The sequence below is a fragment of the Leisingera aquaemixtae genome, assembly GCF_001458395.1.
In the GTDB taxonomy this organism is placed as follows: Bacteria; Pseudomonadota; Alphaproteobacteria; order Rhodobacterales; family Rhodobacteraceae; genus Leisingera; species Leisingera aquaemixtae.
In genome coordinates this window covers 58,616-85,198 of the sequence record NZ_CYSR01000030.1, presented here as the reverse complement: position 1 = coordinate 85,198, position 26,583 = coordinate 58,616, and the positions used below count along the sequence as shown (strand labels likewise).

Here is a 26,583-nt window from a genome sequence, read left to right as displayed (position 1 = left end):
GATCTACCCTATTTGTTTTTCTACGGCCCTGGCAGCCTCTTGCCGTGCGAGATGGTCAACCCGGGTCACGTTATCAAGTGTCATTGCAGCATCAATCAGGCTGCTCTCTGCCGCGAAACGCTCCAGCACGGCTTCGGTTACTGCCGCCATGCCGGTGAAACGGATGCGGCCTGCGATGAACGCGTCCAGCGCCTGTTCCTTGGCGGCATTGAAGGCGGCGCCCATCATGCCGCCGCGCTCCATCACCTCGTAGGCCAGCCGCAGCGCCGGATAGCGGGCGGGGTCCGGGGCGCGGAAATTCAGCTGGCCGATGCGGGCGAGGTCCAGCCGCTCCACCGGCAAGTGCTGGCGGTCCGGCCAATGCAGCGCATAGCCGATGGCGTGCCGCATGTCGGCGGCCCCCAGATGCGCCATCAGCGCCCCGTCGTTGAAGCCGACCAGCGCATGAACCAGGGATTCGGGATGCACCAGCACCTCGATCTGGTCCGGGCGGACGCCAAAGTATTCCCGGGTTTCAATGACTTCCAGCGCCTTATTGAACATCGACGCGCTGTCGATGGTAATCCGCTGCCCCATGTCCCAGTTGGGATGCGAGGACGCCTGCGCCAGGGTCGCCTTGGGCAGATCCTCCAGCGGCCAATCGCGGAACGCGCCGCCGGAGGCGGTGATGACGATCCGTTCGACGGCTTCGATGTCTTCTCCGACGAGGCCCTGAAACACCGCCGAATGCTCGCTGTCCACCGGCAGCAGCCGGGCGCCGTGCTTCTCGGCCGTCTCCAGCAGCAGCCGGCCCGCGCAAACCAGCGATTCCTTGTTGGCCAGCGCCAGGGTGGTGCCGTGTTTCAGCGCCTCCAGCCCCGGCGCCAGACCGGCCGCGCCGACGATGGCCGACATGATCCAGTCCGCCGGGCGCGCCGCTGCCTCGATCAGGGCCGCCTGCCCGGCGGCCGCCTCCACGCCGGAGCCTGCCAGCGCCGCCCGCAGATCCGGCAGGCGGTCGTCATAGGCGGTGACGGCCACATCCGCCTGCAGCGCAATGGCATCTTCCGCCAGCCGCGCGATATTTGCGCCGCCGGTCAGGGCCACCACGTCATAGGCACCCGGCGCGCGCCGGATCAGGTCGATGGTGTTCTGCCCAATCGACCCGGTAGCGCCGAAAATCGAGACTTTCCGCATAATATTTCCTGCCTGGTTATCCCCAGATGGCGGTCACGGCCAGGAACATGGCCGCAGCGCCCAGCATCCCGTCGAACCGGTCGAACAGCCCGCCGTGGCCCGGAATCAGCGCGCTGGAATCCTTGACGCCCATCTTCCGCTTCAGCGCGCTTTCCGCGACATCGCCAGCCTGGCTGGCCATCGACAGCAGCACCGACAGCACCACGATGCCAAAGCCCAGACCCTCTTGCGCGGCAAACACCGCCCCCACCAGCGCAGCGGCCAGCCAGCCGGCGGCGGTGCCGCTCCAGGTTTTCTTGGGGCTGACCCGCGGCCAGAACTTGGGCCCGCCAATCGCCTTGCCCGCGAAGTAGCCCGCCACATCGGTCGCCACCACGATGCCAATGAGCCACAGCATCCATTCGATCCCCATCTGGCCGCGCAGCCAGATAAAGCCGAAGCCGGCAAACAGCACCCAGATCGCGCAGCCGGAGAAATAATGGCGGTTGCGATCGAACTGACTGAACCCGGCCGCAACCGGCGCCGCCAGCAAGGGCACCACCCAGATCACCGGCAAGAGGGACGCCAGCAGAACCGCCACGGCAGAAACCGCGCCAAGCTGCAGCGCAAGGCCGCCGCGGTCCGGCGCCAGCATCCGCACCAGTTCCCAGATCATGCCGCCGCAGCACAGCGCGATCGCCGCATCAAACACCAGCCCGCCGGCCCAGACGGCATAGCCGCCCGCCAGGACCATCACGATGGCCGACAGAACCCGCGGCAGAAGGTCGGCCCAGCGGCCCCTGTCAGCGCTCATGTCTTGACAGCCCCGAACCGGCGCTCGCGGCGGCCATAGCTGCCGCACAGCCGCGCCAGTTCCTCAGCCGTGAAATCCGGCCACAGGGTGTCGATGAACTCATACTCCGCATAGGCCGACTGCCATAGCAGGAAGTTCGAAATCCGCGCCTCGCCGCTGGTGCGGATCACCAGATCCGGGTCCGGCAGCACATGGGTGTCCAGATAGCGCGGCAGGGTTTCCTCATCGACCTTTTCCGGGTCCAGGCGGCCCTCGGCCACATCCCGCGCCAGCCGCTTGGTGGCGCGGGCCACCTCGTCGCGGCCGCCATAGTTCAGCGCGATGGTCAGCTGGGTGCCGCTGTTGCCTTCGGTTTTGCGCTCCAGCTTGTCCATCAGGTCAATCAGCTTGGCGTCCAGCCGCACCCGGTCGCCGATAAAGCGCACCCGGACGTTCTTTTCCGCCAAGGCATTCATTTCCTTGGAGATATAGCGGCGGAACAGGCTCATCAGACCGGCGACTTCGGTCTGCGTGCGCTTCCAGTTCTCGGTCGAGAAGGCAAAGATGGTCAGGTATTCCACGCCCAGACCTGGGCAGCACTCGACAACTTCACGAACCCGGCGCGCGCCGGCATGGTGGCCGAACAGCCGCGGCCGCCCGCGGGCCTGCGCCCAGCGGCCATTGCCGTCCATGATGATGGCCACATGGCGCGGGCCGGAGCGGGCCGCCGGAACCGGTCCGGCGGGGCTCATCTGCGGATTTGCATCTCCGGGCATAATGCGTCGTCAGACCTGCATGATCTCGGCTTGCTTGGTCTCAAGCGCCTCGTCCACATGCTTGATCATCTTGTCGGTCAGCTCCTGCACCTCGGCTTCCCAGAACTTCTGATCGTCTTCCGACATGCCGTCGGTCTTGGCCTTCTTGATCTGGTCCATGCCGTCGCGGCGGACGTTGCGGATCGACACGCGGGCGTGCTCGGCGTACTGGCCGGCCACCTTGGTCAGCTCGCGGCGGCGTTCCTCGTTCAGCTCCGGGATTGGCAGCATGATGATGGTGCCGTTGAGCTGCGGGTTGATGCCCAGGCCGGATTCGCGGATCGCCTTCTCCACCTTGCCGACCAGGCCCTTGTCCCAGACGTTGATGGTAACCATGCGCGGCTCCGGCACGTTGACGGTGCCGACCTGGTTGATCGGCGTCATCGCGCCATAGGCATCCACCATCACCGGCTCCAGCATCGAGGCCGAGGCCCGGCCGGTGCGCAGGGAGGCAAATTCGGTGCGCAGATTGGCCATGGCGCCATCCATGCGGCGTTTCAGATCGTCGGTATCCAGTTCAAATTCATCAGACATGCTGCTCTCTCCCCTTATCTGAGGCGGTCTTCACTTGGCTCATAAGCCATTGGAAGGCTGATGTATAGCGATCATGGGGAGGATTTGCCGCAACTTCCCGCCCAAAGCGGAGCCCCGGCGCCTGCTCCCGCATCCCTCCAAATAGCCCGCCCGCCGCGTTTTTCCTGCGATTGCTGCGGCGGCGCGCGGGCAGAATGCGGCCTGCTGGGGCCTGGGCGCAGAGCGTTACTGGCGGCAGGATAAAAAACGCGGGCCAAATCGCTGGCCCGCGTCCGGATTTCATCAAGGCTGCGGGCGTTTAGCCCTGGACCTTGGTGTAGGTCCCCTTGCCCGACAGGATACCGCGGAAGCCGCCCGGCTCATCCAGCGGGAACACGATCAGCGGCAGGTTGTTGTCGCGCGCCAGGGCAATGGCGGAGGCATCCATCACCTTCAGCCGCTTGGCAAAGACATCATCATAGCTGATTTCATCATACCGCACCGCATCGGGGTGCACCTTGGGGTCCTTGTCATAGACGCCGTCGACGCCGTTCTTGCCCATGAAGATCGCCTCGCAGGCCATCTCGTTGGCGCGCAGGGTCGCGGCGGTGTCGGTGGTGAAATAGGGGTTGCCGGTGCCGGCCGCAAAGATGCAGACCCGTTTCTTCTCCAGGTGGCGCACGGCGCGGCGGCGGATATAGGGTTCCGCCACCTCATCCATGCGGATCGCCGAGATCACCCGGGTGAAGACGCCCATGCCCTCCAGCGCCGACTGCATCGCCAGCGCGTTCATCACCGTGGCCAGCATCCCCATGTAGTCGGCGGTGGTGCGCTCCATCCCCTGGGCCGAACCGGACAGCCCGCGGAAGATGTTGCCGCCGCCGATCACCATGCAGATCTCGACCCCCATGTCGCGCACCGATTTCACCTCGCGGGCGATGCGCTGCACGGTCGGCGGGTGCAGGCCGAACCCCTGGTCGCCCATCAATGCCTCGCCGGAAATTTTCAGCATGACGCGTTTATAGGCGGCGGCCGGATCCAGATCCGGCTTGTCTTGCGGTTGAGGCATGTTGCGCTCCAGAAGATGTGAGGGTTAATTTGCGCGCAAAATGGAGTAATTCGCTGCCGGTTTCAATCCGCGCAGCGCGGTTTCCGCCGAGAATTGCGGAACCGGCCTTGGAAACGGACCGCACCCGCATGACCCTGCCCGACACCGACCCGGATTTGCCTGTGCTGATTGCAGGCCCCACCGCCTCCGGGAAATCCGCGCTGGCGCTGGAAATTGCCGCGCGCCAGGGCGGTGTTATCGTCAACGCCGACGCCAGCCAGGTCTATGACTGCTGGCGGGTGATCACCGCCCGCCCCTCGGCTGAGGAGGAGGCTCGGGCGCCGCACGCGCTGTATGGCCATGTGGCCTATGACGCCGAATATTCCGCCGGCCATTGGCTGCGCGAGGTGCTGCCGCTGCTGGACGGGCCGGAGCGGCCGATTATCGTCGGCGGCACCGGCCTGTACTTTACCGCCCTGACCGAAGGCATGGCCGACATCCCGCCCACGCCGGCCGCAGTGCGGGCAGAAGGCGACGCCCTGCCGCTGGAGGTGCTGCGGGCAGAGCTGGACCCCAAAACCGCCAGCCGCATCGACCTGCAGAACCGTGCCCGGGTGCAGCGCGCCTGGGAGGTGCTGAAGGCCACCGGGCGGCCGCTGGCCAGCTGGCAGGACGACACCCCTGCCCCGGCGCTGCCGCTGTCCCGCTGCACAGCAATGGTGCTGAACTCCGGTAAGGACTGGCTGGAGGCCCGCATCCGCAAACGGTTCGGCCTGATGCTGGATCAGGGCGCAATGGCGGAGATTGAGGCGATGCAGGACCGCTACGACCCCGCCCTGCCCTCCTGCAAGGCGATCGGCGTGCCGGAGCTGATGGGCTATGCCCGGGGCCAGCTTACGCTGGCAGAAGCCGAAGAGCGCGCCGCCATCGCCACCCGTCGGTTTGCCAAGCGCCAGCGCAGCTGGTTCCGCGCCCGGATGAAGGACTGGCACCAGGTGGCACTCCCCTAACCGGGCGCCGCCGACGCGGCGGTTCAGTAAAACCCAAATCAATTTCCGCTTCACTCGGCGGAAACTTGCCAGAATCAGCGTTTTCTGGCCTGTTGCGGCAAATCTTTTTTATGCCCAAGGCAACAGATGCCATTTGATCCAGACTTCTCCGCGGACATTCATGCCGCCCCGTTGTCCAGCCTGAGCCCGGACGGCGCCTGGCAAACCGCCCTGTCGCACAGCCGCAGCGACCACCTGCTGATCTGGATCACCCGCGGACAGGGCCGCATGTGCCTCAATGGCGGGCAGCGCGGGTTCGGACCGCACAGCGCCATCTTCATCCCGGCCGGCACGTTGTGGTCCGCCGAATTCTCCCGCCAATGCCTGGGTCACGTGCTGACAGTGACCGGCCCGCTGCTGCCGCCCTTTCCCGCATCGTCCTGCCATAAGCGCGTCACCTGCCTGCAGGAGCAAACCCGGCTGACGGGCATGTTCGAGGCGATCAGCCGCGAGCAGTCGGCCCAGGCGCCGTTCTGGCGCCGCGCCGTGCAGGCGCATTGCGAATTGGCCGCCATTTCCCCGCGCCGCCAGTCGGACCCCGGCGGCCGGGCCGCTCGGCAGACGGCGGCGCAGCGCCTGTGCCTGGCCTATTGCCAGCGGGTGGCCGGGCTGCAGGACCGGCAGGCGACCATGGCGGACCATGCCGCGGCGCTGAAGGTGACACCGACACACCTGACCCGGGTCTGCAAGGCCGAAACCGGCAAGACCGCCGCCGCGCTGCTGACCGAGCGTCAGCTGCATTCCGCCCGCAGCCTGCTGATCGCCTCTGACCTGCCCATCCGCGATATCGCCAGCCAGCTGGGCTTCGGCAGCGCCGCCTATTTCACCAGGTTCATCACCCAGCACACCGGCCAGCCCCCCAGCGCCCTGCGCAAAACGGCACGCACGAAATCCCAATAGGTTGATTCGCCAGCAGATTCTTGCATCTTTGGCGCTTGACGCTGAAATCCGCCCCCGTACTGGGCAGTTTTGAACAGTATGCCGCCGCATGCCTTTCCCATCCATGAAAACGACGCCGCAAATGTCGTATTTATGCGGTGAAACGGCGAAACAGTGCATTGACGAAAGAGCATATCTCTGCCCGAATACAGCTATGGGGAAACTTTAATCCAAAACGCGCTTCACAAGGCGCTCAGCAAGCCGCTGAGCCGATAGGCGTTTCGCAAGATAATTAAGATCAAACGCTACAACAGGGAGACCTAGATGACCAAAGACACCATCAACGGAGCACCGGTGCATTGGGCCGCCAAAATGCATGCCAAGGAAGTGTTCGAAGGCAAGCTCGACCGCCGCGAATTCCTGACCCGCGCAACCGCGCTGGGGGTCACCGCAACCGCAGCCTATGGCATGATCGGCATGACGGCGCCGGCCAAGGCCGCCGAGGGCATGCAGGACGGCGGCACCCTGCGCGTGCAGATGAGCGTGCGCCCGCTGAAGGACCCGCGCACATATGACTGGTCGGAAATGGGCAACCAGACCCGCGGCACCCTGGAATACCTGGTTGAGTACAACAACGACGGCTCGTTCAGCCCGATGCTGCTGGAAAGCTGGGAAATCAACGAAGACGCCACCGTTTACACGCTGAATGTCCGTCAGGGCGTCAAGTGGAACAACGGCGACGACTTCACCGCCGAGGACGTGGCCCGCAACATCGAAGGCTGGTGCGACAAGTCGGTTGAGGGCAACTCCATGGCCGGCCGTTTCGGCACCCTGATCGACGAGGCCTCCGGCAAGGCCGTGGAGGGCGGCATCGAAGTGATCGACGGCCATACCGTGAGGCTGAACCTGCCGTCCTCGGACATCTCGCTGATTGCCGGCATGTCCGACTATCCGGCGGCCGTCGTGCACTCCAGCTACCAGAACGACGACTTCCTCTCCAACGTGGGCACCGGCCCGTACCTGCTGACCGAGCTGGAAGTGGGTGTGAAGGCCACGCTGGAACGCAACGCCGATCACGCCTGGTGGGGCGAGTCCGTCTTTGGCAAGCCCGCCCTGGACCGCATCGAATACATCGACTTCGGCACCGACCCGTCGTCGTGGATGGCGGCGCTGGAATCCGACGAAGTCGATATGCTGCATGAATCCGTGGGCGAATTCATCGACGTTCTGGACGGCCTTGGCTATCAGAAATCCGAGGTTGTCACCATGGCAACCCTGGTGATCCGCCCGAACCAGCTGGCGGAAATCGACGGCAAGAAACCCTACGCCGACAAACGCGTCCGCAAGGCCATCCAGATGGCTGTGGACAACGCTGTCTGCCTGGAGCTGGGCTATGGCGGCCGCGGCGAGCCGGCCGAAAACCACCATGTCGGCCCGATTCACCCGGAATACGCGGAACTGCCGCCGCTGCAGGCCGATCCCGAAGCCGCCCGCGCGCTGATGGAAGAGGCCGGCATGATGGACTTTGAGCACGAGCTGCTGTCCATCGACGACGACTGGCGCCGCAACACCACCGACGCGGTGGCCGCGCAGATGCGCGATGCCGGGTTCAAGGTGAAGCGGACGGTTCTGCCGGGCTCGACCTTCTGGAACGACTGGGTGAAGTATCCGTTCAGTTCCACCAACTGGAACCACCGTCCGCTGGGTGTCCAGATCTGGGCGCTGGCCTATAAATCGGGTGAGGCATGGAACGAATTCGGCTGGTCCAACCCCGAGTTCGACGCGCTGCTGACCGAAGCGCTGTCCATCGCCGACGCCGACAAGCGCCGCGAGATCGCCAAGAAGGGCGAGATGCTGATCCAGGAAGAAGGCGTCACCATCCAGCCCTACTGGCGCTCGCTGTACCGCCATCTGCGTGAAGGCGTCGCCGGTGCCGACATGCACATCGCGTTTGAGCATCACCACTACAAGTGGGGCTGGGCCGCCTGACAGGCGCCCCGGACCGCTCCGGCCTCCTGCACCGCCCCGCCCGGGGCGGTGCGCTCCAGCTAAGACGATAAGAGACCCGCGCCTGCAACCGGGTCCGATCCGCCAGACTGACAGGGGACCCCATGGGACTTTTCATTCTCCGACGCTCGGGCGTGATGCTGCTGACGGCCTTGTGCCTGACGTTCATCGTGTTTTTCCTGACGAACCTCTACCCGAACCTCGAAAAACTCGCCAAGACCCAGGGCAATTTCCGGATGTCGGACGAAGCTGTGGCCAGCTGGCTGGACGCCAACGGCTATGGCGGCTCCATGGTCTCGAAGTACGGCCAGTGGCTCGGCGTGCTGCCGGGCTGGACCCGGGAAACCGAAAAAGGCGTGACCGGCCGCTGCATCACCGGCACCGCCAGTGCCGAACAGGCCGCCGAAGCGCCAACCTTCTGCGGCATTCTGCAGGGCGACTGGGGCTATTCCACACGGTTCAAGGATGAAGTCTCCGACATTATCTCCGAACGTCTCGGCAACACCGGGCTGCTGATGTTCTGGGTGCTGATGCTGATGGTGCCCTCGGCGCTGCTGATCGGCGTTCTGGCCGGGATGCGCGAGGGCACGGCCACTGACCGCACGCTGTCCACCGCGTCGATCCTGACCACGGCGACGCCGGAATATGTCTCCGGCGTGATCTTCATCGCTGTGTTCACCTCCTCCACAGTCGGGCTGAAATGGTTCAAGGGCACCGCCACCTCGGCGATGGACAACCCGAATTTCGAGAACTTCTTCCTGCCGGTGCTGACCATTGCGCTCTACGGCATGGGATACATCGCCCGGATGACCCGCGCCTCGATGACCGAGGTGATGACCGCGCAATATATCCGCACCGCGCGCCTCAAGGGGGTGAGCTTTCACAACATCGTTCTGAAGCATGCGCTGAGGAACGCCCTGATTGCCCCCTTCACCGTCATCATGCTGCAGTTCCCCTGGCTGCTGAACGGCGTGGTGATCGTCGAGACCCTGTTCAACTACAAGGGCTTCGGCTGGGTCCTGGTGGAAGCGGCGGGCAACAACGACATCGAACTGCTGCTGGCCGTCTCCGTGGTCTCAGTTGTCGTGGTGCTGGTCACTCAGCTGATTTCCGACATCGGCTATGTGTACCTGAACCCGCGTATCCGGATCTCTTGAGGAAGGCAGCTGAGCATGGAACCCCTTGGTTTTTTTGAAATCGCCCTGCGGATCATCTACCAGCTGTCGCCGGTCTGGATTTCGATGGTGATCCTGTTTGCCCTCTCGATCGGCTTCAAGCGGCGGCTGGGCCTGTACGGCAAGCTGTTTGACAGCCCCATCGGCATGATCGGCTTTGCGCTGGTGATGTTCTGGGTGTTCACCGGCATCTACGGCGCCATGGACATGATCGTCACCCACGACCCGCTGTCCCAGGTCTCGGGCATGAAGAACAAGCTGCCCGGCACCCCGGTGCCCGGCGCCGGCGAAGGCGAATACCCGTACTATCTGCTGGGTGGCGACAACCTGGCCCGCGACGTCTTCAGCCGCCTGGTGAAAGGCGCCTGGGAAGTCATCAAGATCGCCCCGATGGCCGCGGTTTTTGCCTTTATGGTCGGCATCACCCTGGGCCTGCCCGCGGGCTATTACGGCGGCAAGCTGGACACGTTCCTGTCCTTTGCGGCGAACCTGATCCTGGCGTTCCCGGTGATCCTGCTGTTCTACCTGCTGGTGACGCCCGAGATCGTGGCCACCGGCGTGCCGAACTATATGGCGATCGTTCTGTTCATCTTCCCGATCATCTTTGTCGGGGTGCTGCTGAATTCGCGCTATTACACCCGCCCCAAGCTGCGGAACTGGCTGCTGCCGGTTGTTCTGGGAACCATCATCTGGTTCTACCTGCAGCTGGTCTCCAATGGCGGCTACCTGATCAACACGCCGGAATATGCCATCTGGGGCCTGCCCCGGGCGATGGATATGTTCGACATCCCCGGCGGTATCCTCGTGGTGTTCGTGTCGGTGGTCTTCGTCAACTCGCCCACGGTGTTCCGCATCGTCCGCGGCCTGACCCTGGACATCAAGACCCGCGACTATGTGGCTGCCGCCCAGACCCGCGGCGAAGGCCCCTGGTACATCATGCTGTGGGAGATCCTGCCCAACGCCCGCGGGCCGCTGATCGTCGATTTCTGCCTGCGCATCGGCTATACCACCATCCTCCTGGGCACCTTGGGCTTCTTCGGCCTTGGCCTGCCGCCGGAAAGCCCGGACTGGGGCTCGACCATCAATGACGGGCGCAAGCTGTTGTCGATCTACCTGCACCCGGCCCTGCCGCCCGCCTTCGCGCTCCTGACGCTGGTTCTGGGGTTGAACCTGCTGGCCGACGGCCTGCGCGAAGAGAGCCTGAAAGACTGATCCGAACCGGCGGGACCGGGGGCCAGCCCCCGGTCCCCCGGGATATTTGAGGCCAGAAGAAAGGGATCCGGTTCCTTCCAGCCTCAACAGGGAGACGAAAACATGACCAAAATGGCAGACTATAACGGCCCGATCCTGGAAATTGACAAGCTGTCGATCTCCTTTTTCACCCGGCTGCGCGAAATCCCCGCGGTGATGGACTTCTCCGTGGCGGTGCAGCCGGGCGAGGCCGTGGGCCTGGTCGGCGAAAGCGGCTGCGGCAAATCCACTGTGGCGCTGGGGGTGATGCAGGACCTGGGCAAGAACGGCCGCATTGTCGGCGGCACCATCAAGTTCAAGGGCCGCGATCTGAGCGAGATGAGCGCCGAGGAGCTGCGCGGCATCCGCGGCAACGAGATCGCGATGATCTATCAGGAGCCGATGGCCTCGCTCAACCCGGCGATGAGGATCGGCAAACAGCTGATGGAAGTGCCCGTGATCCACGAGGGCGTCAGCGAAAAGGAAGCCTATCAGCGCGCCCTTGAGGTGGTCACAGACGTGCGCCTGCCCGACCCGGAGCGGATTCTGAATTCCTTCCCCCACCAGCTGTCGGGCGGCCAGCAGCAGCGCATCGTGATTGCAATGGCGCTGATGTCGAAACCCTCGCTGCTGATCCTGGATGAGCCCACCACCGCGCTGGACGTGACGGTGGAGGCCGCGGTGGTCGAGCTGGTCAAGGACCTGGGCAAGAAATACGGCACCTCGATGCTGTTCATCAGCCACAACCTCGGCCTGGTGCTGGAGACCTGCGACCGTATCTGCGTGATGTATTCCGGCGAGGCGGTGGAGCGCGGCTCGATCCACGATGTCTTCGACGAGATGCAGCACCCCTACACCCAGGCGCTGTTCCGCTCGATCCCGCTGCCCGGCGCCGACAAGAATGCGCGCCCCCTGGTGGCGATCCCGGGCAACTTCCCCCTGCCCCACGAGCGCCCGCCCGGCTGCAACTTCGGCCCCCGCTGCGACTATTTCGAGGAGGGCCGCTGCGACGCGGACCGGGTGATCCCGATGGCGCCGGTGCATGGAAACGACCGGCATGAAACCCGCTGTCTGCGGTTCGAGGAAATTGACTGGAACGCGCCGCTGACCCTAGCGGATCAGAAAGAGAAGATGCCACCCGGCAAGGTGATCCTGAAGATGGAGAACCTCAAGAAATATTATGAGGTTGCCGCCAATGCGCTGTTCGGCGGCGGCGAAAAGAAGGTGGTGAAGGCCAACGAGACGCTGAGCTTCGAGGCGCGCGAATCCGAAACCCTCGCTATCGTCGGCGAATCCGGATGCGGCAAATCCACCTTTGCCAAGGTTCTGATGGGGCTGGAAACCGCAACCGAGGGCCAGATCCTGCTGGACAACCGCAACATCGAGCAGATCCCGATCGAGGAGCGCGACACCAAGACGATCTCCGACGTGCAGATGGTGTTCCAGAACCCGTTCGACACGCTGAACCCGTCGATGACCGTCGGCCGCCAGATCATGCGGGCGCTGGAGATTTTCGGTGTCGGCGGGTCCGAGGCCGAACGGCGCCGCAGGATGCTGGAGCTTCTGGACCTGGTGAAGCTGCCGCGCGCCTTTGCCGACCGGATGCCGCGGCAGCTGTCCGGCGGCCAGAAGCAGCGCGTCGGCATCGCCCGTGCCTTTGCCGGCGGCGCCCGCATCGTGGTGGCGGACGAACCCGTCTCGGCGCTGGACGTGTCGGTGCAGGCTGCCGTCACCGACCTGTTGATGGAGATCCAGCGCAAGGAAAAGACCACACTTCTGTTCATCTCGCACGACCTGTCAATCGTGCGCTACCTGTCGGACCGGGTGATGGTGATGTATCTGGGCCATGTGGTGGAGCTGGGCACCACCGATCAGGTCTTTGCGCCGCCCTACCACCCCTACACCGAGGCCTTGCTGTCGGCGGTGCCGATTGCCGACACCTCGGTCGTGAAGGAGCACATCGTGCTGGAGGGCGATATCCCCTCGGCCATGAACCCGCCGCCGGGCTGCCCGTTCCAGACCCGCTGCCGCTGGAAGTCCGAGGTGCCGGGCGGTTTGTGCGAGCGCGAGGTGCCGCCGGTGCGCCAGCTGGGCGGCGGCCATCAGGTCAAGTGCCACCTGAGCGACGAGGTGCTGGAACGGATGAAACCGGTGATCAAGGTCGCTGCGGAGTAAACTCCGGCGGCAAGTGCCGTGCATATAACAGCGCCGCGGCCTGGGCTCAGGCGGCGGCGCTTTCTGTTGCGGCAGACCGCAACCCGGTCCCCGGCAGAGCCGCGTTCAGGCGGCGTCCGGAACCAGCCTGCCGGTTTTGGCGGCATTCCGGTCCCATTGCTGCCACTGGTCAATCCACGCCTGCCCGCCCAGGGCCTCCTTGAGCGGCTCCAGCTGCGCTTCATACCGCCGCCATTTTTCCAGCCCCGCGGTATTGATGCTGTCGCGCACCTGCATCAGCGAGGCCGTCCGCACGGCGCGTGTGTTCTGTTCCGGGGAGAGGCAGTCCTCCTCCCACTCCAGGCCTGCATGCTGCAGGACGGACCGGATCTGCGCTTCGGGCCCGGTCACCAGCGCCTCGAAGGATTGCACCCGCAGCGTCTCTCCCAGCTTTGCCTGGTAGTCGAGAAGTGAACCGTACACGCAGCGGGTCATATGGCCGATCCACTCCAGCCGGGAGGAATACCTGTGGCCAGCCCCGAAGTTCATGGTGAAAATCGACAGCCCGGCGTCCAGAGGGTGGCGCGACAAGAACAGGAACCTGGCGTTGGGGAGCAGGAAGTGCGCCAGCCCCATTTCAAAACAATTGAGCGGCATCTTGTCGACCACAACCGCAGCATCCAGTCTGCCCATGGGAAAGGCGTTGTGCAGAAACAGCGTGCGGAACTGCTCCAATTCTTCACCGCTTAGCCGCCCCAGCCAGTTCCACCAGCCGGTATCGCCATACCGCCCGGCTGCATAGCGGCGCACCGCGGCCGCGGTTTTGGACAGCGCCTCGCTCTCGCCGATGCTGTCGATTTGCGAGTGCCGCGTCAGGCAGGTTTCCAGCAGCGTGGTGCCGCTGCGCGGCAGACCGGTCACAAACAGCATACGGGGCGCGTCAGCAGCCTCGCCGCAGGCGGCACCGGTCCAGTCCGCCGCCAGTTGCGCGTGCAGCCGCGCGTCCTGGAAGGCGTGATCATAGCCGGTTTCCGTCAAGGCGTTGGCCTGGGCATAGTGGTCAAACGCGGTTGCCGGGGCGCCGGCCCGGTCCTCAATCACGCCCAGTGCGAAATGCGACAGGATCCGGTCGCGCTGAGAGGCGCCGGTGTTCTGCACCGCCGCCCGCAGCCGGGCGGCTGCGCTGCTATCGCTGGCGAAGGGTTCCAGCCGGTTCCGGGCCGCAAGCAGCCCCACGTCGCCCGGAGCCAGGCTGAGAGCCTGCTCAAACGCCTGCACGGCCCCGGCCTTGTCGCCGCTGGTGGCCCGGACGGCCGCAAGTTTGCCCCAGGCCTGCGGCAGAGCCGGATTGCTGTCCGCAAGCAGTTCAAGCAGCCGCACGGCGGTCTGGCTGTCCCCGATTTCCAGGTAGCAGGTGGCCGTGAGGTCCAGCACCCGGACATTCGACGGATCCTGCCGCAGCAAGACCAAAAGCAGCTGCAGTGCTTTGCCGTATTTCCCAGCCTTGGCCAGTTCACTGGCAGTCTCCAGAGCGCCGGCGCCGTGCTGCGCGGAAGTGTTATGCATCAAGGGCTGGTTCATCCTCGCTCCACGGTTTTCGCTGGTGCCGAGAACCATAGCGAAGCGCCGTGAAGATGCGGTAAACACACCGCGCGCGCCAGGCAAAGCAAAACCCCATGCGCGGCGCGGCGGCGGCGGCGCATGGGGTTCCACAGCACTCTCCCACGCCCGCAGGGGACGTTACGGTCAGCTCCAGAGAACCATCATGATCATCAGCAGGTTCATTGAGGCAAATTGCATAAGCCGCGGTGCCTGCTGCCCCTTGACGGCAGCAAACAGGGCGCCCGGCACCGACGCTGCCAGTCCGGCCAGCGCCAGGCTGCCGCCGATCGCGCCCGCCAGCCCGGTGCCCGGCCCCCAGGGTGAACCGGGCAGCACCATGCCCTTAAGACCCACGCCGATCACAAGCCCCGTCACCGCGCCAGCCAGGCTCAGGACGGCGCTGCGCGGCTGCCGCGGCTGCCGGCTGCCCAGAACGCTGTCGACCACTTTGCGCGTGGGCACAGCGCTCGGCTGCCAGTCAACCCGGTCAATGCGGTCGTCGAAGCCGTTGATATACAATGCATTCCCTCCTGAACTTGGCGTCAGATTCACGAAAAATTAAGGCAAATGCATGACGTCCCGTTGGAGTTAACGGGGCATTAAGAATAGTTATCCACAGATTAACCCGCGGGCAGAGATCATCCAGGCCGCGCCCGTGCGGCCGCGCCGGCAGTCTTAGCTGCCCCAGATCTTCTTCACATAGTTCTGGGTTTCCTTGTAAGGCGGCACGCCGCCGTGTTTCACCACCGCGTCCGGCCCGGCGTTATAGGCCGCCAGCGCCAGCCGCCAGGAGCCGAACTTGCGAAACTGCCGCGCCAGGTAGCGGGCGCCGCCGTCCAGGTTCTGCTTCGGCACCGCCGGGTTGACCCCCAGCGCCCGCGCCGTGGCAGGCATCAGCTGCGCCAGCCCCAGCGCCCCCTTGTGCGATTTGGCATTCGGGTTCCAGTTGCTCTCCTGCTGAACCAGGCGCAGGAACAGGTCTTCGGGCACGCCATGCTGGCGCGCGGCATCGCGCGCCATGTCCAGATACTGCCCGCGGTACTTGCCGCTATACGGCAGCGTGCCCGCGGCAGAGGGGATCCCATAGGTCTGCGGCTGCAACCGGGCGGAGTTCTTGTACTGCGCCGCCGCGCGGCCATCCAGCACACGGGTATGGGCAGCGAACAGGTCCCGCCGGTTTTTCGTGCTAAGAACATCGGCCGCCACTGGCTGCCCTGCCCCGACAACCGCGATCACCAACCCCGCAACGGCTTTGCGCATTTCCGCTGTCCTGATACTGTCCCACTGCGCGCAATATACCCAATGCGAAACAAAATTAAAGCAACACCGGCGCAAACCGCCGTAAATCCGGCCGCCGTGCTGCCGAAAGCATCCACAGATGCCTGCTTTTCACCCTGGTCATGGGGCTATACTGTCGCCGGAACGCAGCGGGGCCGGATTCGAGCCCTGCCGCTGCTGGACAAGACGATCAGAAACTAAAGGACGGAACCCTATGGCCGGCTCACTCAATAAAGTCATGCTTATCGGCAACCTGGGCCGCGACCCCGAGGTGCGCAGCTTCCAGAACGGCGGCAAGGTCTGCAACCTGCGCATTGCCACTTCGGAAACCTGGAAGGACCGCAACACCGGCGAGCGCCGCGAAAAGACCGAATGGCACTCCGTCGCGGTCTTCAGCGAGGGCCTGGTGCGGGTATGCGAGCAGTATCTGCGCAAGGGCTCCAAGGTCTATGTCGAAGGCCAGCTGCAGACCCGCAAGTGGCAGGACCAGAGCGGCCAGGACCGCTACTCGACCGAGATCGTGCTGCAAGGCTTCGGCTCCACCCTGACCATGCTTGACGGCCGCGGCGAAGGCGGCGGCGGCGGCGGCCAAGGCGGTGGCAGCTATGGCGGCGGCGGCCAGGGCGGCGGCTACGGTGGCGGCTATGACAGCGGGTCCCAAGGCGGCGGCAGCGGCGGCGGCAGTGGCGGCGGCTACGGCGGCGGCGCCTCCCACAATATCGACGACGACGAAATCCCCTTCTAAACGCGCGTCAGCAGAACCCAACAGCAAAGCCCCCAGGCCCCGAGCCTTGGGGGCTTTTCGAATTATCACCGTGCTTTTCGACGATTTAACGATTTGCGCAGGGGCGTTTTTCTTCCGGTGAACGGCCTGCCCCTCTCTTCACCGCGGCCGCAGAATGCGCCTGCGGCCTGCCGGCTTCCATACTTTTCCTAATGAATCCAATTCCCTAATCTGCGCGCACCGCCCGGCCGCCTGCGGCTGCCGGTGCCGGTTCCCGGCGGCTTTGCCGCGTATCCTGCCCTGCCCTCAAAGTAGCCGAATATTAAGGGAGGTCCTGCATGGTGGGCACAACCAAAGCGATACATGTGCAACAAGGGTTCAAGTTATGGGTATGCGTTTTCTCCAGCACCTGTCGATAAAGGTGAAGATCACCATGCTGTTGGCGGCGCCGCTGCTTCTCAGCCTCTGGTTCATGGGCAACAAGTTGTTAGAGCTGTATCAGCGGGCGCAGGTGAACACTGTGCTGGCCGGAGAACTGCTGGAAAGCACCAGCACCTTGGTGCACTTACTGCAGGTCGAACGCGGGATGAGCGCCGGCTACCTCGGCGGGGAAACCACTGTAATGCCAGAAGCGCTGGTCAAGATCCGGCAGCAGAATGACGAGGCAACGGCCGACTTTCTCTCCCGGCTGGCGGTGGTCGATCGCGACGGGCTGAGCGGTGAAGCCCTGCAGTCATTCCGCGTCGTCCAAACCGAGCTGGCCCGCAAAAAGGAAGTCCGCCAGCAGATAGCCAACCGTTCCGTGCCGGTGCGCACGGCAGTGGAATTTTATACCAACTTGAACACAGCATTGATCCAGGCCGGGCTTTCCGTTGCACAAAAGATTGATGATCCCCGAATCTCCCAGGAAGCTGTTGCTCTGTCTCTGTACTTGCGGGCTAAAGACGCTGCCGGGTTGGAACGGGCTGCCGGCGCCGTCGGTTTCGCAAACGGCTGGACCCCTGCAGATTTCCAAGTTTTCGTCGCCACACACGAACGTTTCAAGGAACGTTTGGAGCGTTTCCTCGACTTTGCAACAGTCGAAGACCGCAACGCCGTGGCCGCTCTGGAATCAACACCCGAAATGAAAAGATTTGAGGAGATCCGGCAGGCAGTCTTGACCGGGGGCGATCTGTCCAACTTGGACGCGGAAACCTGGTTTTCAGCGGCAACTGACATGCTCAAGGTGCTGCGGGGCAAGGAGTCCATTCTAATCCAGCACCTCGAAGAAGACATGGCCGCTTACGATGCGCAGAACAAGCTCCTGCTGACCGAGATGGCTATTTTCGCCGTCGTGCTGCTAGCTCTCGTTCTCGCGCTGAGCCTTGTCATTGCGCGCGATATGACCAAAGGGTTGTCGGTGCTGAACAGTGCCCTGAAGAAACTTGCCAACGGCGACGCCAATGCCGAAGTTACCGGTGCCAGCCGCCGGGACGAGATCGGTGCCGTCGCGCGCAATGTTGTCGAGCTGCGCACCGTGACCCAGAAGAAGCAGGAAGAAGAAACCCGGGCCGAAGAAGAGCGCCGCGAGGAAATCCTGTCGGTTGCCCGCCGCATCGGAGCCGCCCTGCTGGACCTCCAGAACAAGCGGCTGGACAATCCGATCCAGGAATTCTTCCCCGTCGAGTTCAAATCGATTCGGATGGACTTCAATGACTCTCTGAAAGCGCTGAGCGAAGCGGTCTCTTCCATCGGCGAACTGACCAGCAGCGTCGACGAAAGCACCAAGTCGATTGCCGAAGCGTCGATGGATTTGGCGCACCGCACCGAGGCGGAATCGGCGACGCTGGAGAAAACCACCCATGCGATGCGCGAGCTGACCGCCAGCGTGCAGCATTCAGCGGAAAACGCAGACCGTGCCGAACGGCTGGCCGACAGCGCCCAAAGCGGCGTTGCATCCTGCGACCAGGTGGTGAAGAACACCATTGTGGCGATGGACAAGCTGCAGGAATCCTCGCAGGAAATCTCGCAGATCACCAAAGTGATCCAGGATATCGCCTTCCAGACCAACCTGCTGGCGCTGAATGCAGGGGTCGAGGCGGCGCGGGCCGGCGAAGCGGGCCGCGGCTTTGCGGTGGTCGCCAGCGAGGTGCGCATGCTGGCGCAGCGCTGTGCCGACGCGGTGCAGCAGATCGACGAGCTGACCGCGCGCAGCTCCGAGCAGGTCAAGAACGGCGCCGCGCTTGTCGATCAGGCCGGCCAGGCAATGTCCAGCGTGAACGAGCAGGTCGGGGAGATTTCCAACCTGGTCGTTGAAATCGCCGGCAATATCAAGGAGCAGTCGGTGCAGATGGGCGACGTCAACACTGCCGTCGGAGAACTGGAAGTGATGGCGCAGCAGAATGCCGCCATGGCCGAGCAGACCACCGCCGCCACCACCTCCTTGTCCGAGCAGGCACAGGAACTGCGGGAGCTTGTCACCCAGTTCACCGTGCCGCAGGCGTCCGGGCCGCTGGATGCGCTCCCCCGCCCGTCAAACGGGGCCGCGCCGCACAGGGCTATCGACTTTGACGACGATCAGAGCGGCTATGACCCCGGCAGCGCCGCGGCCTGAGACGGGCCGCCGCCGCTGGCGCTAAAAAAACAGGGCAGCCGCAACGGCTGCCCTGATTGCGTATTCTGTCTCAGCGGGCCCACACCGCCGGTCAGGCTCCGGCGCTGCGCAGAACCGACAGCACTTGGTCCGGCGGCACATCTCCGGTCACAAAGGCCTCACCGATGCCGCGCGCCAGGATGAACCGCAGCTGGCCCGCGACCACCTTCTTGTCCTGGCCCATCAGCTCCAGCAGCGCCTCGGCACCCGGCAGCTCGCCGGGGATATCCGCCAGATCGGTCTTCATCCCCATCGCCTTCAGATGCGCCCGCACCCGGCTCGGGTCCTCCTGCGAACACAGGCCCAGCTTCGCCGACAGCTCAAACGCCAGCGCGCAGCCGATGGCCACCCCCTCGCCGTGCAGCAGCCGGTCCGAATACCCGGTCGCCGCCTCCAGCGCGTGACAGAAGGTATGGCCGAGGTTCAGCAGCGCCCGGTCGCCCTGCTCGGTCTCGTCGCGCACCACGATATCCGCTTTCATCTGCACCGAGCGCGCCACCGCCTCGACCCGCGCAGCCGCATCGCCGGCAGCCAGGGCCGGGCCGTTGTCCTCCAGCCAGGCAAAGAAAGCGGCATCGCCCAGCAGGCCGTACTTCACAACCTCGCCATAGCCGGACAGGAAATCGCGCGGCTGCAGCGTCTCCAGCACCGAAGTGTCGGCCAGCACCAGCGAGGGCTGATGGAAGGCGCCGATCAGGTTCTTGCCCTGCGGTGCGTTGATGCCGGTTTTGCCGCCGACCGAGCTGTCGACCTGCGCCAGCAGCGAGGTCGGGATCTGCACGAAGCGCACCCCGCGGCGCAGCACGGCGGCCGCGAACCCCGCCAGGTCGCCGATCACCCCGCCGCCAAAGGCGACAACCACGTCGCCCCGCTCCACCTTCTGCTCCAGGAGCCACTCCACCGACCGGGTGAATTGCGGCCAGCCCTTGGTCGCCTCGCCCGGCGGCAGCGCCAGCGCAGTCATTTCAATCCCGGCAGCCGCCAGCCCGGCACGCAAGGCGTCCAGATGCTTCTCCGCCACGGTCTCGTCGGTCAGCACCGCCACCTGCGGCCGCTTCAGCAGCGGCTTGATCCGCTCGCCCGCCTGCGCCAGCAGCCCGGGCCCGATCACCACGTCATAGGCGCGTTCGCCCAGGGGCACGTGAACCGTGCGTTCCATCATTTCCACTCCAGTACGTCGGGGCGTGCCTTCAAGGCGTCGAGCACGCGGTCAACCATGGTTTCGATCGCGGCCTGGCCGTCGGAGGCAACGGTCAGGTCGGCCTTGGCATAAAGCGGCACCCGCTGCTCGTACAGGCCCCTGAGCGTCGCATAGGGATCGGCGGTGCGCAGCAGCGGCCGGGTGTCGCGGTGGCGGACCCGGTTCCACAGCACATCAAGGCCGGCATCCAGCCAGACAGAGACCCCCTTGGCGGTGATCACTTCGCGGTTTTCCTGCGCCAGGAAGGCGCCGCCGCCCGTCGACAGCACGCCGCGCTCCTCCTCCAGCAGGCGGGCGATCACCTGACGCTCCTTCTGGCGGAAAAACGGCTCACCGTCGCGGGCAAAGATCTCCGGGATGGTCATGTTGGCAGCGGCCTCGATTTCATGGTCGCTGTCCAGAAAGGGCACATTCAGCCGGGCCGCCAGCGCCCGCCCCACAGCGGTTTTGCCGGCTCCCATCATCCCCACCATCACGATGGTTTTCTTCAGTTTCCCAGGCGCCGGGCCTGCTGCCTTCTGGCCGCTGATTTGCTCTTTTTCGCTCATTCTTCAGTGAATGACGTGATCTTGCGCAAAAGGGAATATATAACTTGGTCAAAAGAGCAGGAAACAGGCATTGGACACGTTATGGGGCGATTGATTAAGTATCTGGTCTATTTGGTACTTCTCGCCGGGATCGGGCTGGTCGGCTACGCCTATGTCGGGCCGTGGTTCGGCGCCGATTTCCGCGCGCCCAGCACCGAAGTGCGCAAGCCGGTGGTGCTGAATGCGGATTAAAGCGGCTGCCGCAGGGGTTATGATGGCAGGCAGTGCCCTCGCCAATGAGCCCCTGGCAGCGATCGACTGGCTGAACCAGCCGCTGCCGCGCAGCGGGCTGCCCGGCACCGTGCTGCTGGAGCCGCCGGTCTCGGGCACTGCCACGGTGCCGCCGGTGTCTGTCACCCCGCTGGAGGCACTTAAGCCGCCCGTCGGGCTGGTGCCGGCCGCGGCCACCGGGCTGCCGCCGGACATGTGGCGTGGCAGCAGTGCGGATGACATCGCCCAGATGATCGAAACCGTGCCGGTGCGCGGCAGCGCGGCAATGCAGGCGCTGCTGTTCACGCTGCTGCTGTCCGAAAGCCGCCCGCCCGCCGAGTCCAGCGACCGGATTCTGCTGGCCCGGCTGGACCGGCTGCTGGCGCTGGGGGCTGCGGACCCGTCGCAGGCGCTGGCGGAGCACGCAGGCCCCGCCGCCAGCAAGGAGCGCTTTGCCCGCTGGTTCAACGCCACGCTGCTGACCGGCAGCGAGGATGGCTCCTGCAAGGCGCTTGCCGCCGCGCCGCATCTGGCGGACAGCTATGACGCCAGGATCTTCTGCGCCGCGCGGCGCGGCGACTGGCCGACCGCGGCGCTGATGCTGGAGACCGCCCACGCGCTGGAGCTGCTGCCAAAGGAGCGGATGGACCTGCTGGATCGGTTCCTGAACCCCGACCTGTTCGAGATGGCGCCGCCGCTGAGCCACCCCGCGCAGCCGGACCCGCTGGCGTTCCGCCTGTTCGAAACCATTGGCGAGCCGATGCCCACGGCGCCGCTGCCGCCGGCCTTTGCCGCGGCGGACCTGCGCGACATTGCCGGCTGGAAGGCGCAGCTGGAGGCGGCAGAGCGGCTGGCCCGCGGCGGTGCGCTGAACCCCAACCAGTACCTTGGCCTGTTCAGCGACCGCAAACCGGCCGCGTCGGGCGGCATATGGGACCGGGTGGCCGCGGTGCAGAAGCTGGAGCACGATCTGAATTCCGGCGACGCTGGCGCGCTGGCCGCCTCCCTGCCCCGCGCCTGGGAGGCGATGCAGCAGGCGGGCACCGAAACCGTCTTCGCCGACCTCTTTGCGGAACCGCTGGCCCGGGCAGAGCTGACCGGCGCGGAAGAGGCGCTGGCCTGGCGCATCCGCCTGCTGTCGCCGCTTTATGAGCTTGCCGCGGATGACGCCCCTGCGGCGGGTGCCTTGGAACAGTTCCTGGCAGCCCTCGCCCGCGGACGCCCCGGCGATGCCCCGGCCCCGTCGCCGCTGGCCGAAGCCATCGCGCTGGGGTTTGCCGCTGAACCGCCGGTTCCGGACAGGATCCGGCAGCTCTTGGACAACGGGCAGCTAGGCGAGGCGATCCTGCGCAGCATGGTGCTGTTTGCGCAAGGCTCCGACGGCAACCTGGGCGATCTGACTGCAGCGCTGGCCGCTTTCCGCGCTGTCGGGCTGGAGGACACCGCCCGGCGCGCCTCGCTCCAGCTGATGCTGCTGGAGCGGCAGTGACATGCCTGCCCCCGCTGCGAATTTCCAATGGATTTCCACTTTTCTCGATGCCCAGGCCGCAGAGACCGGCGCCTCGCAGAACACGCTCCTGGCCTATGGCCGCGATCTCAAGGACCTGACCGGCTGGCTGGAGCACCGCTCGCTGGATTTCAGCACCGCCTCCCAGGACGATATCGAGGCCTATCTGATCAGTTGCGACGCGCAAGGCCTGGCCCGCTCCACCCGGGCGCGGCGGCTGTCGGCGGTCAAGCAGATCTACCGTTTCGCCTTTGAGGAAGGCTGGCGGCAGGACAACCCCGCCATCCAGATCCGCGGTCCGGGGCGCGAAAAAAGGCTGCCGAAAACGCTGGAGGTGATCGAGGTCGACCGCCTGCTGGACGCCGCCCGCCAGACCGGCCGCAGCGAGGCCGACCGGCTGCGCAATACCTGCCTGATGGAGCTGCTTTATGCCACCGGCATGCGGGTGACAGAACTGGTCTCGCTGCCGGTCTCCGCCGCCCGCGGCGACCCGCGGATGCTGTTGATCCTGGGCAAAGGCGGCAAGGAACGCATGGTGCCGCTGTCGCCGGCCGCCCGCGAGGCGCTGGCGCAATGGCTGCTGGTGCGCGACGCAGCGGAGGACGACCGCGAGCTGAAGGGCAATCCGGCCTCGCGGTTCCTGTTCCCCTCGCGCGGCAAATCCGGCCACCTGACCCGGCACCGGTTCTATCTGCTGATCAAGGAGCTGGCCGTGACCGGAGGCGTTTCGCCGGATAAGGTCACGCCGCACACCCTGCGTCATGCGTTTGCCACCCACCTGCTGGCCAATGGCGCCGACCTGCGCGCCATCCAGGCGCTGCTGGGGCACGCCGACATTGCCACCACCGAGATCTACACCCATGTGCTGGACGCCCGGCTGCAGGAACTGGTGCTGGAGCATCACCCGCTGGCCAAGCGCGGCTGACGGCGCCCGCAGAACTTGAAGCGCCGTCTCTAAGACCCCATAACTACGGGGAACATTCAACCGATCGGATCTCTGGACCTCTCATGGACACCGCCACCACAGTACTCGACAGCGCCTTTTGGACCACTGCCGGGGCCATCGTGCTGCTGCTTGTGCTTTCCGGCTTCTTCTCGGGCTCGGAAACTGCGCTGACCGCCGCCTCGCGCGGGAAGCTGCGCAGCCAGGCCGACAAGGGCTCACGCGGCGCTCAGCTCGCGCTCAAGATTACCGAAGACAACGAACGGCTGATCGGCTCGGTGTTGCTGGGCAACAACCTGGTCAACATCCTTGCAGCCTCGCTCGCCACCGCGCTGTTCACCCGCGCCTTCGGCGAGGGCGGCGTGGCGCTCGCGACCGTGGTGATGACCCTTCTGGTGCTGATCTTTGCCGAGGTGCTGCCCAAGACTTACGCCATTTCCAACTCTGAAAAGGCCGCCGCCGCCGTCGCCCCGGTGATCGGCTTCCTGGTCACCGTGCTGTCGCCGGTGGTCGGCACCGTGCGGCTGCTGGTGCGCGGCGTGCTGCGCATCTTCGGGGTGCGGATCGACCCGGACAGCCACATCATGGCGGTGCGCGAAGAGATTGCTGGCGCCCTGCACCTGGGCCATTCCGAAGGCGTTGTTGAGAAAGAGGACCGCGACCGCATCCTGGGCGCGCTTGACCTGTCCGACCGCTTTGTCGAGGAAATCATGCTGCACCGCTCCAACATCGAGATGATCGACGCGGATGCGGAGCCGGAAACCATTCTGGAACAATGCCTGCAAAGCCAGCACACCCGCCTGCCGGTGTTCCGCGGCGAGCAGGAAAACATCATCGGCGTGGTCCACGCCAAGGATTTGTTCCGGACGATGTACACTGAGGCCGGCGGCGCCGGCGGCGACACCGGACGGCTCAAATCCTTTGACATCACCGAAGTCGCCAAGGCCCCCTATTTCGTGCCGGAAACCACCACACTGGACGAGCAGATGCGCCAGTTCCTGCGGATGCGCTCGCACTTCGCGCTGGTGGTGGATGAATACGGCGCCCTGCAGGGGCTGATCACGCTGGAGGATATTCTGGAAGAGATCGTCGGCGAGATCACCGACGAATTCGACCCGGACGAGGAGAGCATCGTCAAGAAAACGCCTGACGGCTCCTACCTGGTTGACGGTGCCGCCACCATCCGCGACGTGAACCGCGCCACAGAATGGAACCTGCCGGATGACGAGGCCAACACCATTGCCGGCCTGGTGATCCACGAGGCGCAGATGATCCCCACCAAGGGCCAGGTGTTCTCCTTCCACGGCTTCCGCTTCGAGGTGACCGAGCGGGAGGGCAACCGGGTCACCGGGCTCAGGATCCGGCCCCTGTCATGATCTCTGGAATGCGTCCCGGCATCTGTCAGGTACAGCCGTGACGCGTGCGGCGGCGCTGGCCTGGAATGGCTTTGACAGGGTTGTGCTGGAGCTGTTCCGCCAGCTCCGCTGGTCCTTCCTGCCGCCGCTGCTGATCTATTTCGCCTACGGCGCGCAGGGCATCACCACCGTCGCCGCCTCGTTTTTCGTCAAGGAATACCTGGACTTCTCCGCCGCCTTTCTGGCGGGTCTGGCGTTCTGGGTGGGCCTGCCCTGGGCGCTGAAAATGCCGCTGGGGCATCTGGTCGACCTGATCTGGCGCTGGAAATACCTGCTGATCCTTGCCGGTGCAGGGCTGATGGCCGGCAGCTACGGCATTCTGGCCGCGATGGTGCTGGAGCCGCAGATGATGGGCGCGCTGATGCCGCTGGGGGCCTGGTATGTCACCGCCGCGCTGCTGGCCCCCTGCGGGTTCGTGCTGCAGGACGTGGTGGCCGACGCGATGTCGGTCGAGGCGGTGCCCCACACCGACGCCCGCGGCAATCCCCTGCCCGAGACCGAGACCAAATCCCTGCACACCACCATGCAGACCTTCGGGCGCATCGCGCTGATCGGCGGCTCCAGCGCTGCCGCCGCCTTGAACGTCGCCCTGTTTGACGGCGCCGGCGCGCTGCCGCAGCCGGAGAAGGGCGCGCTTTACGGCTTTGTATTCACCCTCGCCCTGCTGATCCCGGTGATCTCGCTGTCTGGTGTGGCGCTGGCGATCTGGCAAAAGTGGCGCAAGGCTGCGCGGCTGCGCCGGGCTGGTGTCGCGGAGCATGAGATCCGCAGCCGCATCGAACTCCCGCGCGAACCGGTTGCGCCGAACTATTGGTATTTCATCGGCGGCGGCGCCTTTGTTGCGCTGTCGCTGGCCGTGGGTCTGGGCGATGTGCCTTATTCGCAGGAAATCGTCTTTGCCGGCTCCATGGCCATCGTGCTGTTCCTGATGCGCCAGCTGGTGGCGGTGCTGCCCACCGATCAGGCCCGCGCCCTGATCGGTACCGCCATCATCATCTTCGTCTACCGCGCCACACCCCTGCGCGGCCCCGGCGCCACCTGGTTCGAGATCGACGTGCTGGGATTTGATCAGCAATTTCTGTCGCTCCTGTCCCTCATCACCTCGCTGCTGACGCTGGCGGGCATGCTGATCTTCCGCCCGATGATGGCCAGCCGCCCGATTGCCTGGATTGTTGCATTTCTGGCGATCACCGAGGCCGTTCTCAGCCTGCCCAACATCGCGCTCTACTACGGCGCCCACCACTGGACTGCTGCAATGACCGGCGGCGTGGTCGATGCCCGCTTCATCGCCCTTGTCGACACCGCGGTGGAATCCCCGCTGGGCCAGGTCGCGATGATTCCGATGCTCGCCTGGATCGCCCGCAACGCGCCGTCGGGGCTCAAGGCGACCTTCTTTGCGGTCATGGCCTCCTTCACCAATCTGGCGCTCTCGGCCTCCAGCCTGGGCACCAAATACCTGAACGAGATCTTCGTGGTCACGCGCGAAGTCACAGATTCGGCCGGCACCATCACCACGCCCGCCGACTATTCCCAGTTGGGCATGCTGCTGATCACCGTTGGCGTGATCCTCCTGGCCGCGCCGCTCACCGCGATTTTCGTCATCCAGAACAGCCGCTTCCGCACCTCAGAATAACCCTGCCGCCGCCCGCCCTGTCTGCGGTGTCAC

23 protein-coding genes are annotated in these 26,583 nt (G+C 65.0%); 13 read left to right on the top strand and 10 right to left on the bottom strand.

Going from position 1 to position 26,583, the window contains the following annotated elements:
• Window positions 1-3 precede the first annotated feature (3 nt).
• The 5 genes from dxr to pyrH all read right to left on the bottom strand — a co-directional run bounded on the left by dxr (window position 4) and on the right by pyrH (window position 4,345).
• Complete coding sequence (gene dxr / locus PHA8399_RS14020; RefSeq protein ID WP_058286748.1) at window positions 4-1,176, bottom strand: 1-deoxy-D-xylulose-5-phosphate reductoisomerase; 1,173 nt, start codon at window positions 1,174-1,176, stop codon at window positions 4-6.
• Window positions 1,177-1,192: 16 nt separating this feature from the next.
• Complete coding sequence (locus PHA8399_RS14015) at window positions 1,193-1,969, bottom strand: phosphatidate cytidylyltransferase (RefSeq protein WP_058286747.1); 777 nt, start codon at window positions 1,967-1,969, stop codon at window positions 1,193-1,195.
• On the bottom strand, window positions 1,966-2,724 hold the full coding sequence (uppS, locus tag PHA8399_RS14010; RefSeq protein WP_058286746.1) for an undecaprenyl pyrophosphate synthase: 759 nt from the start codon (window positions 2,722-2,724) through the stop codon (window positions 1,966-1,968). The genes PHA8399_RS14015 and uppS overlap by 4 nt, the downstream gene beginning before the upstream one ends.
• A gap of 9 nt (window positions 2,725-2,733) precedes the next feature.
• Complete coding sequence (gene frr, locus PHA8399_RS14005) at window positions 2,734-3,297, bottom strand: ribosome recycling factor (protein WP_058286745.1); 564 nt, start codon at window positions 3,295-3,297, stop codon at window positions 2,734-2,736.
• 298 nt (window positions 3,298-3,595) lie between these two features.
• Window positions 3,596-4,345 (bottom strand): UMP kinase, encoded by a 750-nt coding sequence (gene pyrH, locus PHA8399_RS14000; RefSeq protein ID WP_058286744.1) that lies wholly within the window; start codon window positions 4,343-4,345, stop codon window positions 3,596-3,598.
• 128 nt (window positions 4,346-4,473) lie between these two features.
• Here pyrH and miaA point away from each other — a divergent pair, with 128 nt between their 5' ends.
• The 6 genes from miaA (at window position 4,474) to PHA8399_RS13970 (ending at window position 12,839) form a co-directional block, all read left to right on the top strand.
• Window positions 4,474-5,334: a tRNA (adenosine(37)-N6)-dimethylallyltransferase MiaA gene (miaA, locus tag PHA8399_RS13995; RefSeq protein ID WP_058287271.1), complete on the top strand. Its 861-nt coding sequence runs from the start codon at window positions 4,474-4,476 to the stop codon at window positions 5,332-5,334.
• A 126-nt stretch (window positions 5,335-5,460) separates the two neighbouring features.
• Window positions 5,461-6,273: a helix-turn-helix transcriptional regulator gene (locus PHA8399_RS13990; protein ID WP_058286743.1), complete on the top strand. Its 813-nt coding sequence runs from the start codon at window positions 5,461-5,463 to the stop codon at window positions 6,271-6,273.
• Window positions 6,274-6,576: 303 nt separating this feature from the next.
• Complete coding sequence (locus PHA8399_RS13985; RefSeq protein WP_058286742.1) at window positions 6,577-8,241, top strand: ABC transporter substrate-binding protein; 1,665 nt, start codon at window positions 6,577-6,579, stop codon at window positions 8,239-8,241.
• A gap of 122 nt (window positions 8,242-8,363) precedes the next feature.
• A complete protein-coding gene (locus tag PHA8399_RS13980) occupies window positions 8,364-9,416 on the top strand; it encodes an ABC transporter permease (protein ID WP_058286741.1) in 1,053 nt (350 codons plus the stop codon).
• Window positions 9,417-9,431: 15 nt separating this feature from the next.
• Window positions 9,432-10,646 carry an ABC transporter permease gene (locus tag PHA8399_RS13975; RefSeq protein ID WP_058286740.1) on the top strand — a complete coding sequence of 405 codons (1,215 nt, stop codon included), beginning with the start codon at window positions 9,432-9,434 and terminating at the stop codon, window positions 10,644-10,646.
• Between the two features lie 102 nt (window positions 10,647-10,748).
• Window positions 10,749-12,839, top strand: coding sequence for a dipeptide ABC transporter ATP-binding protein (locus PHA8399_RS13970; RefSeq protein ID WP_058286739.1), 2,091 nt, complete (start codon window positions 10,749-10,751; stop codon window positions 12,837-12,839).
• 105 nt (window positions 12,840-12,944) lie between these two features.
• On the opposite strand, the gene PHA8399_RS13965 is transcribed toward PHA8399_RS13970, so the two are convergent.
• From PHA8399_RS13965 to PHA8399_RS13955, 3 genes are all read right to left on the bottom strand, one after another.
• On the bottom strand, window positions 12,945-14,384 hold the full coding sequence (locus PHA8399_RS13965) for a tetratricopeptide repeat-containing sulfotransferase family protein (RefSeq protein ID WP_158509271.1): 1,440 nt from the start codon (window positions 14,382-14,384) through the stop codon (window positions 12,945-12,947).
• Window positions 14,385-14,564: 180 nt separating this feature from the next.
• The gene (locus PHA8399_RS13960; protein WP_058286737.1) at window positions 14,565-14,939 is read right to left on the bottom strand and encodes a hypothetical protein; all 375 of its coding nucleotides are present in this window, start codon (window positions 14,937-14,939) and stop codon (window positions 14,565-14,567) included.
• Window positions 14,940-15,095: 156 nt separating this feature from the next.
• Window positions 15,096-15,680 carry a lytic transglycosylase domain-containing protein gene (locus tag PHA8399_RS13955; RefSeq protein ID WP_058286736.1) on the bottom strand — a complete coding sequence of 195 codons (585 nt, stop codon included), beginning with the start codon at window positions 15,678-15,680 and terminating at the stop codon, window positions 15,096-15,098.
• Window positions 15,681-15,912: 232 nt separating this feature from the next.
• Here PHA8399_RS13955 and ssb point away from each other — a divergent pair, with 232 nt between their 5' ends.
• Both ssb and PHA8399_RS13945 read left to right on the top strand, forming a co-directional pair.
• Window positions 15,913-16,443 carry a single-stranded DNA-binding protein gene (gene ssb / locus PHA8399_RS13950; RefSeq protein ID WP_058286735.1) on the top strand — a complete coding sequence of 177 codons (531 nt, stop codon included), beginning with the start codon at window positions 15,913-15,915 and terminating at the stop codon, window positions 16,441-16,443.
• A gap of 364 nt (window positions 16,444-16,807) precedes the next feature.
• Entirely contained in the window at window positions 16,808-19,015 is a 2,208-nt protein-coding gene (locus PHA8399_RS13945; protein ID WP_158509270.1) for a methyl-accepting chemotaxis protein, read from the top strand.
• Window positions 19,016-19,106: 91 nt separating this feature from the next.
• Here PHA8399_RS13945 and aroB read toward each other — a convergent pair whose 3' ends face one another.
• Both aroB and PHA8399_RS13935 read right to left on the bottom strand, forming a co-directional pair.
• Window positions 19,107-20,213, bottom strand: coding sequence for a 3-dehydroquinate synthase (gene aroB / locus PHA8399_RS13940; RefSeq protein WP_058287270.1), 1,107 nt, complete (start codon window positions 20,211-20,213; stop codon window positions 19,107-19,109).
• Window positions 20,213-20,803 (bottom strand): shikimate kinase, encoded by a 591-nt coding sequence (locus PHA8399_RS13935; RefSeq protein ID WP_058286733.1) that lies wholly within the window; start codon window positions 20,801-20,803, stop codon window positions 20,213-20,215. The genes aroB and PHA8399_RS13935 overlap by 1 nt, the downstream gene beginning before the upstream one ends.
• A gap of 81 nt (window positions 20,804-20,884) precedes the next feature.
• Here PHA8399_RS13935 and PHA8399_RS22670 point away from each other — a divergent pair, with 81 nt between their 5' ends.
• The 5 genes from PHA8399_RS22670 (at window position 20,885) to PHA8399_RS13915 (ending at window position 26,550) form a co-directional block, all read left to right on the top strand.
• Complete coding sequence (locus tag PHA8399_RS22670) at window positions 20,885-21,034, top strand: hypothetical protein (protein ID WP_008553546.1); 150 nt, start codon at window positions 20,885-20,887, stop codon at window positions 21,032-21,034.
• A 22-nt stretch (window positions 21,035-21,056) separates the two neighbouring features.
• Entirely contained in the window at window positions 21,057-22,541 is a 1,485-nt protein-coding gene (locus PHA8399_RS13930; RefSeq protein ID WP_244270226.1) for a hypothetical protein, read from the top strand.
• Between the two features lies 1 nt (window position 22,542).
• A complete protein-coding gene (locus PHA8399_RS13925) occupies window positions 22,543-23,484 on the top strand; it encodes a site-specific tyrosine recombinase XerD (RefSeq protein WP_058286731.1) in 942 nt (313 codons plus the stop codon).
• 83 nt (window positions 23,485-23,567) lie between these two features.
• Window positions 23,568-24,878 carry an HlyC/CorC family transporter gene (locus PHA8399_RS13920; protein WP_058286730.1) on the top strand — a complete coding sequence of 437 codons (1,311 nt, stop codon included), beginning with the start codon at window positions 23,568-23,570 and terminating at the stop codon, window positions 24,876-24,878.
• A 37-nt stretch (window positions 24,879-24,915) separates the two neighbouring features.
• Window positions 24,916-26,550 (top strand): MFS transporter, encoded by a 1,635-nt coding sequence (locus PHA8399_RS13915; RefSeq protein WP_058286729.1) that lies wholly within the window; start codon window positions 24,916-24,918, stop codon window positions 26,548-26,550.
• The last annotated feature ends 33 nt before the right edge of the window (window positions 26,551-26,583 follow it).

Bases quoted from the DNA above. Each gene is read 5' to 3' on its own strand.
- PHA8399_RS14015 (WP_058286747.1), bottom strand. From the start codon at position 1,969: ATGAGCGCTGACAGGGGCCGCTGGGCCGACCTTCTGCCGCGGGTTCTG.
- ssb (WP_058286735.1), top strand. From the start codon at position 15,913: ATGGCCGGCTCACTCAATAAAGTCATGCTTATCGGCAACCTGGGCCGC.
- PHA8399_RS13930 (WP_244270226.1), top strand. From the start codon at position 21,057: ATGGCAGGCAGTGCCCTCGCCAATGAGCCCCTGGCAGCGATCGACTGG.
- PHA8399_RS13985 (WP_058286742.1), top strand. From the start codon at position 6,577: ATGACCAAAGACACCATCAACGGAGCACCGGTGCATTGGGCCGCCAAA.
- pyrH (WP_058286744.1), bottom strand. From the start codon at position 4,345: ATGCCTCAACCGCAAGACAAGCCGGATCTGGATCCGGCCGCCGCCTAT.
- PHA8399_RS13925 (WP_058286731.1), top strand. From the start codon at position 22,543: ATGCCTGCCCCCGCTGCGAATTTCCAATGGATTTCCACTTTTCTCGAT.
- PHA8399_RS13975 (WP_058286740.1), top strand. From the start codon at position 9,432: ATGGAACCCCTTGGTTTTTTTGAAATCGCCCTGCGGATCATCTACCAG.
- frr (WP_058286745.1), bottom strand. From the start codon at position 3,297: ATGTCTGATGAATTTGAACTGGATACCGACGATCTGAAACGCCGCATG.
- dxr (WP_058286748.1), bottom strand. From the start codon at position 1,176: ATGCGGAAAGTCTCGATTTTCGGCGCTACCGGGTCGATTGGGCAGAAC.
- PHA8399_RS13965 (WP_158509271.1), bottom strand. From the start codon at position 14,384: ATGCATAACACTTCCGCGCAGCACGGCGCCGGCGCTCTGGAGACTGCC.
- PHA8399_RS13935 (WP_058286733.1), bottom strand. From the start codon at position 20,803: ATGAGCGAAAAAGAGCAAATCAGCGGCCAGAAGGCAGCAGGCCCGGCG.
- miaA (WP_058287271.1), top strand. From the start codon at position 4,474: ATGACCCTGCCCGACACCGACCCGGATTTGCCTGTGCTGATTGCAGGC.
- PHA8399_RS13920 (WP_058286730.1), top strand. From the start codon at position 23,568: ATGGACACCGCCACCACAGTACTCGACAGCGCCTTTTGGACCACTGCC.
- PHA8399_RS22670 (WP_008553546.1), top strand. From the start codon at position 20,885: ATGGGGCGATTGATTAAGTATCTGGTCTATTTGGTACTTCTCGCCGGG.
- PHA8399_RS13980 (WP_058286741.1), top strand. From the start codon at position 8,364: ATGGGACTTTTCATTCTCCGACGCTCGGGCGTGATGCTGCTGACGGCC.
- PHA8399_RS13955 (WP_058286736.1), bottom strand. From the start codon at position 15,680: ATGCGCAAAGCCGTTGCGGGGTTGGTGATCGCGGTTGTCGGGGCAGGG.
- aroB (WP_058287270.1), bottom strand. From the start codon at position 20,213: ATGGAACGCACGGTTCACGTGCCCCTGGGCGAACGCGCCTATGACGTG.
- PHA8399_RS13945 (WP_158509270.1), top strand. From the start codon at position 16,808: ATGGGTATGCGTTTTCTCCAGCACCTGTCGATAAAGGTGAAGATCACC.
- PHA8399_RS13990 (WP_058286743.1), top strand. From the start codon at position 5,461: ATGCCATTTGATCCAGACTTCTCCGCGGACATTCATGCCGCCCCGTTG.
- PHA8399_RS13970 (WP_058286739.1), top strand. From the start codon at position 10,749: ATGACCAAAATGGCAGACTATAACGGCCCGATCCTGGAAATTGACAAG.
- uppS (WP_058286746.1), bottom strand. From the start codon at position 2,724: ATGCCCGGAGATGCAAATCCGCAGATGAGCCCCGCCGGACCGGTTCCG.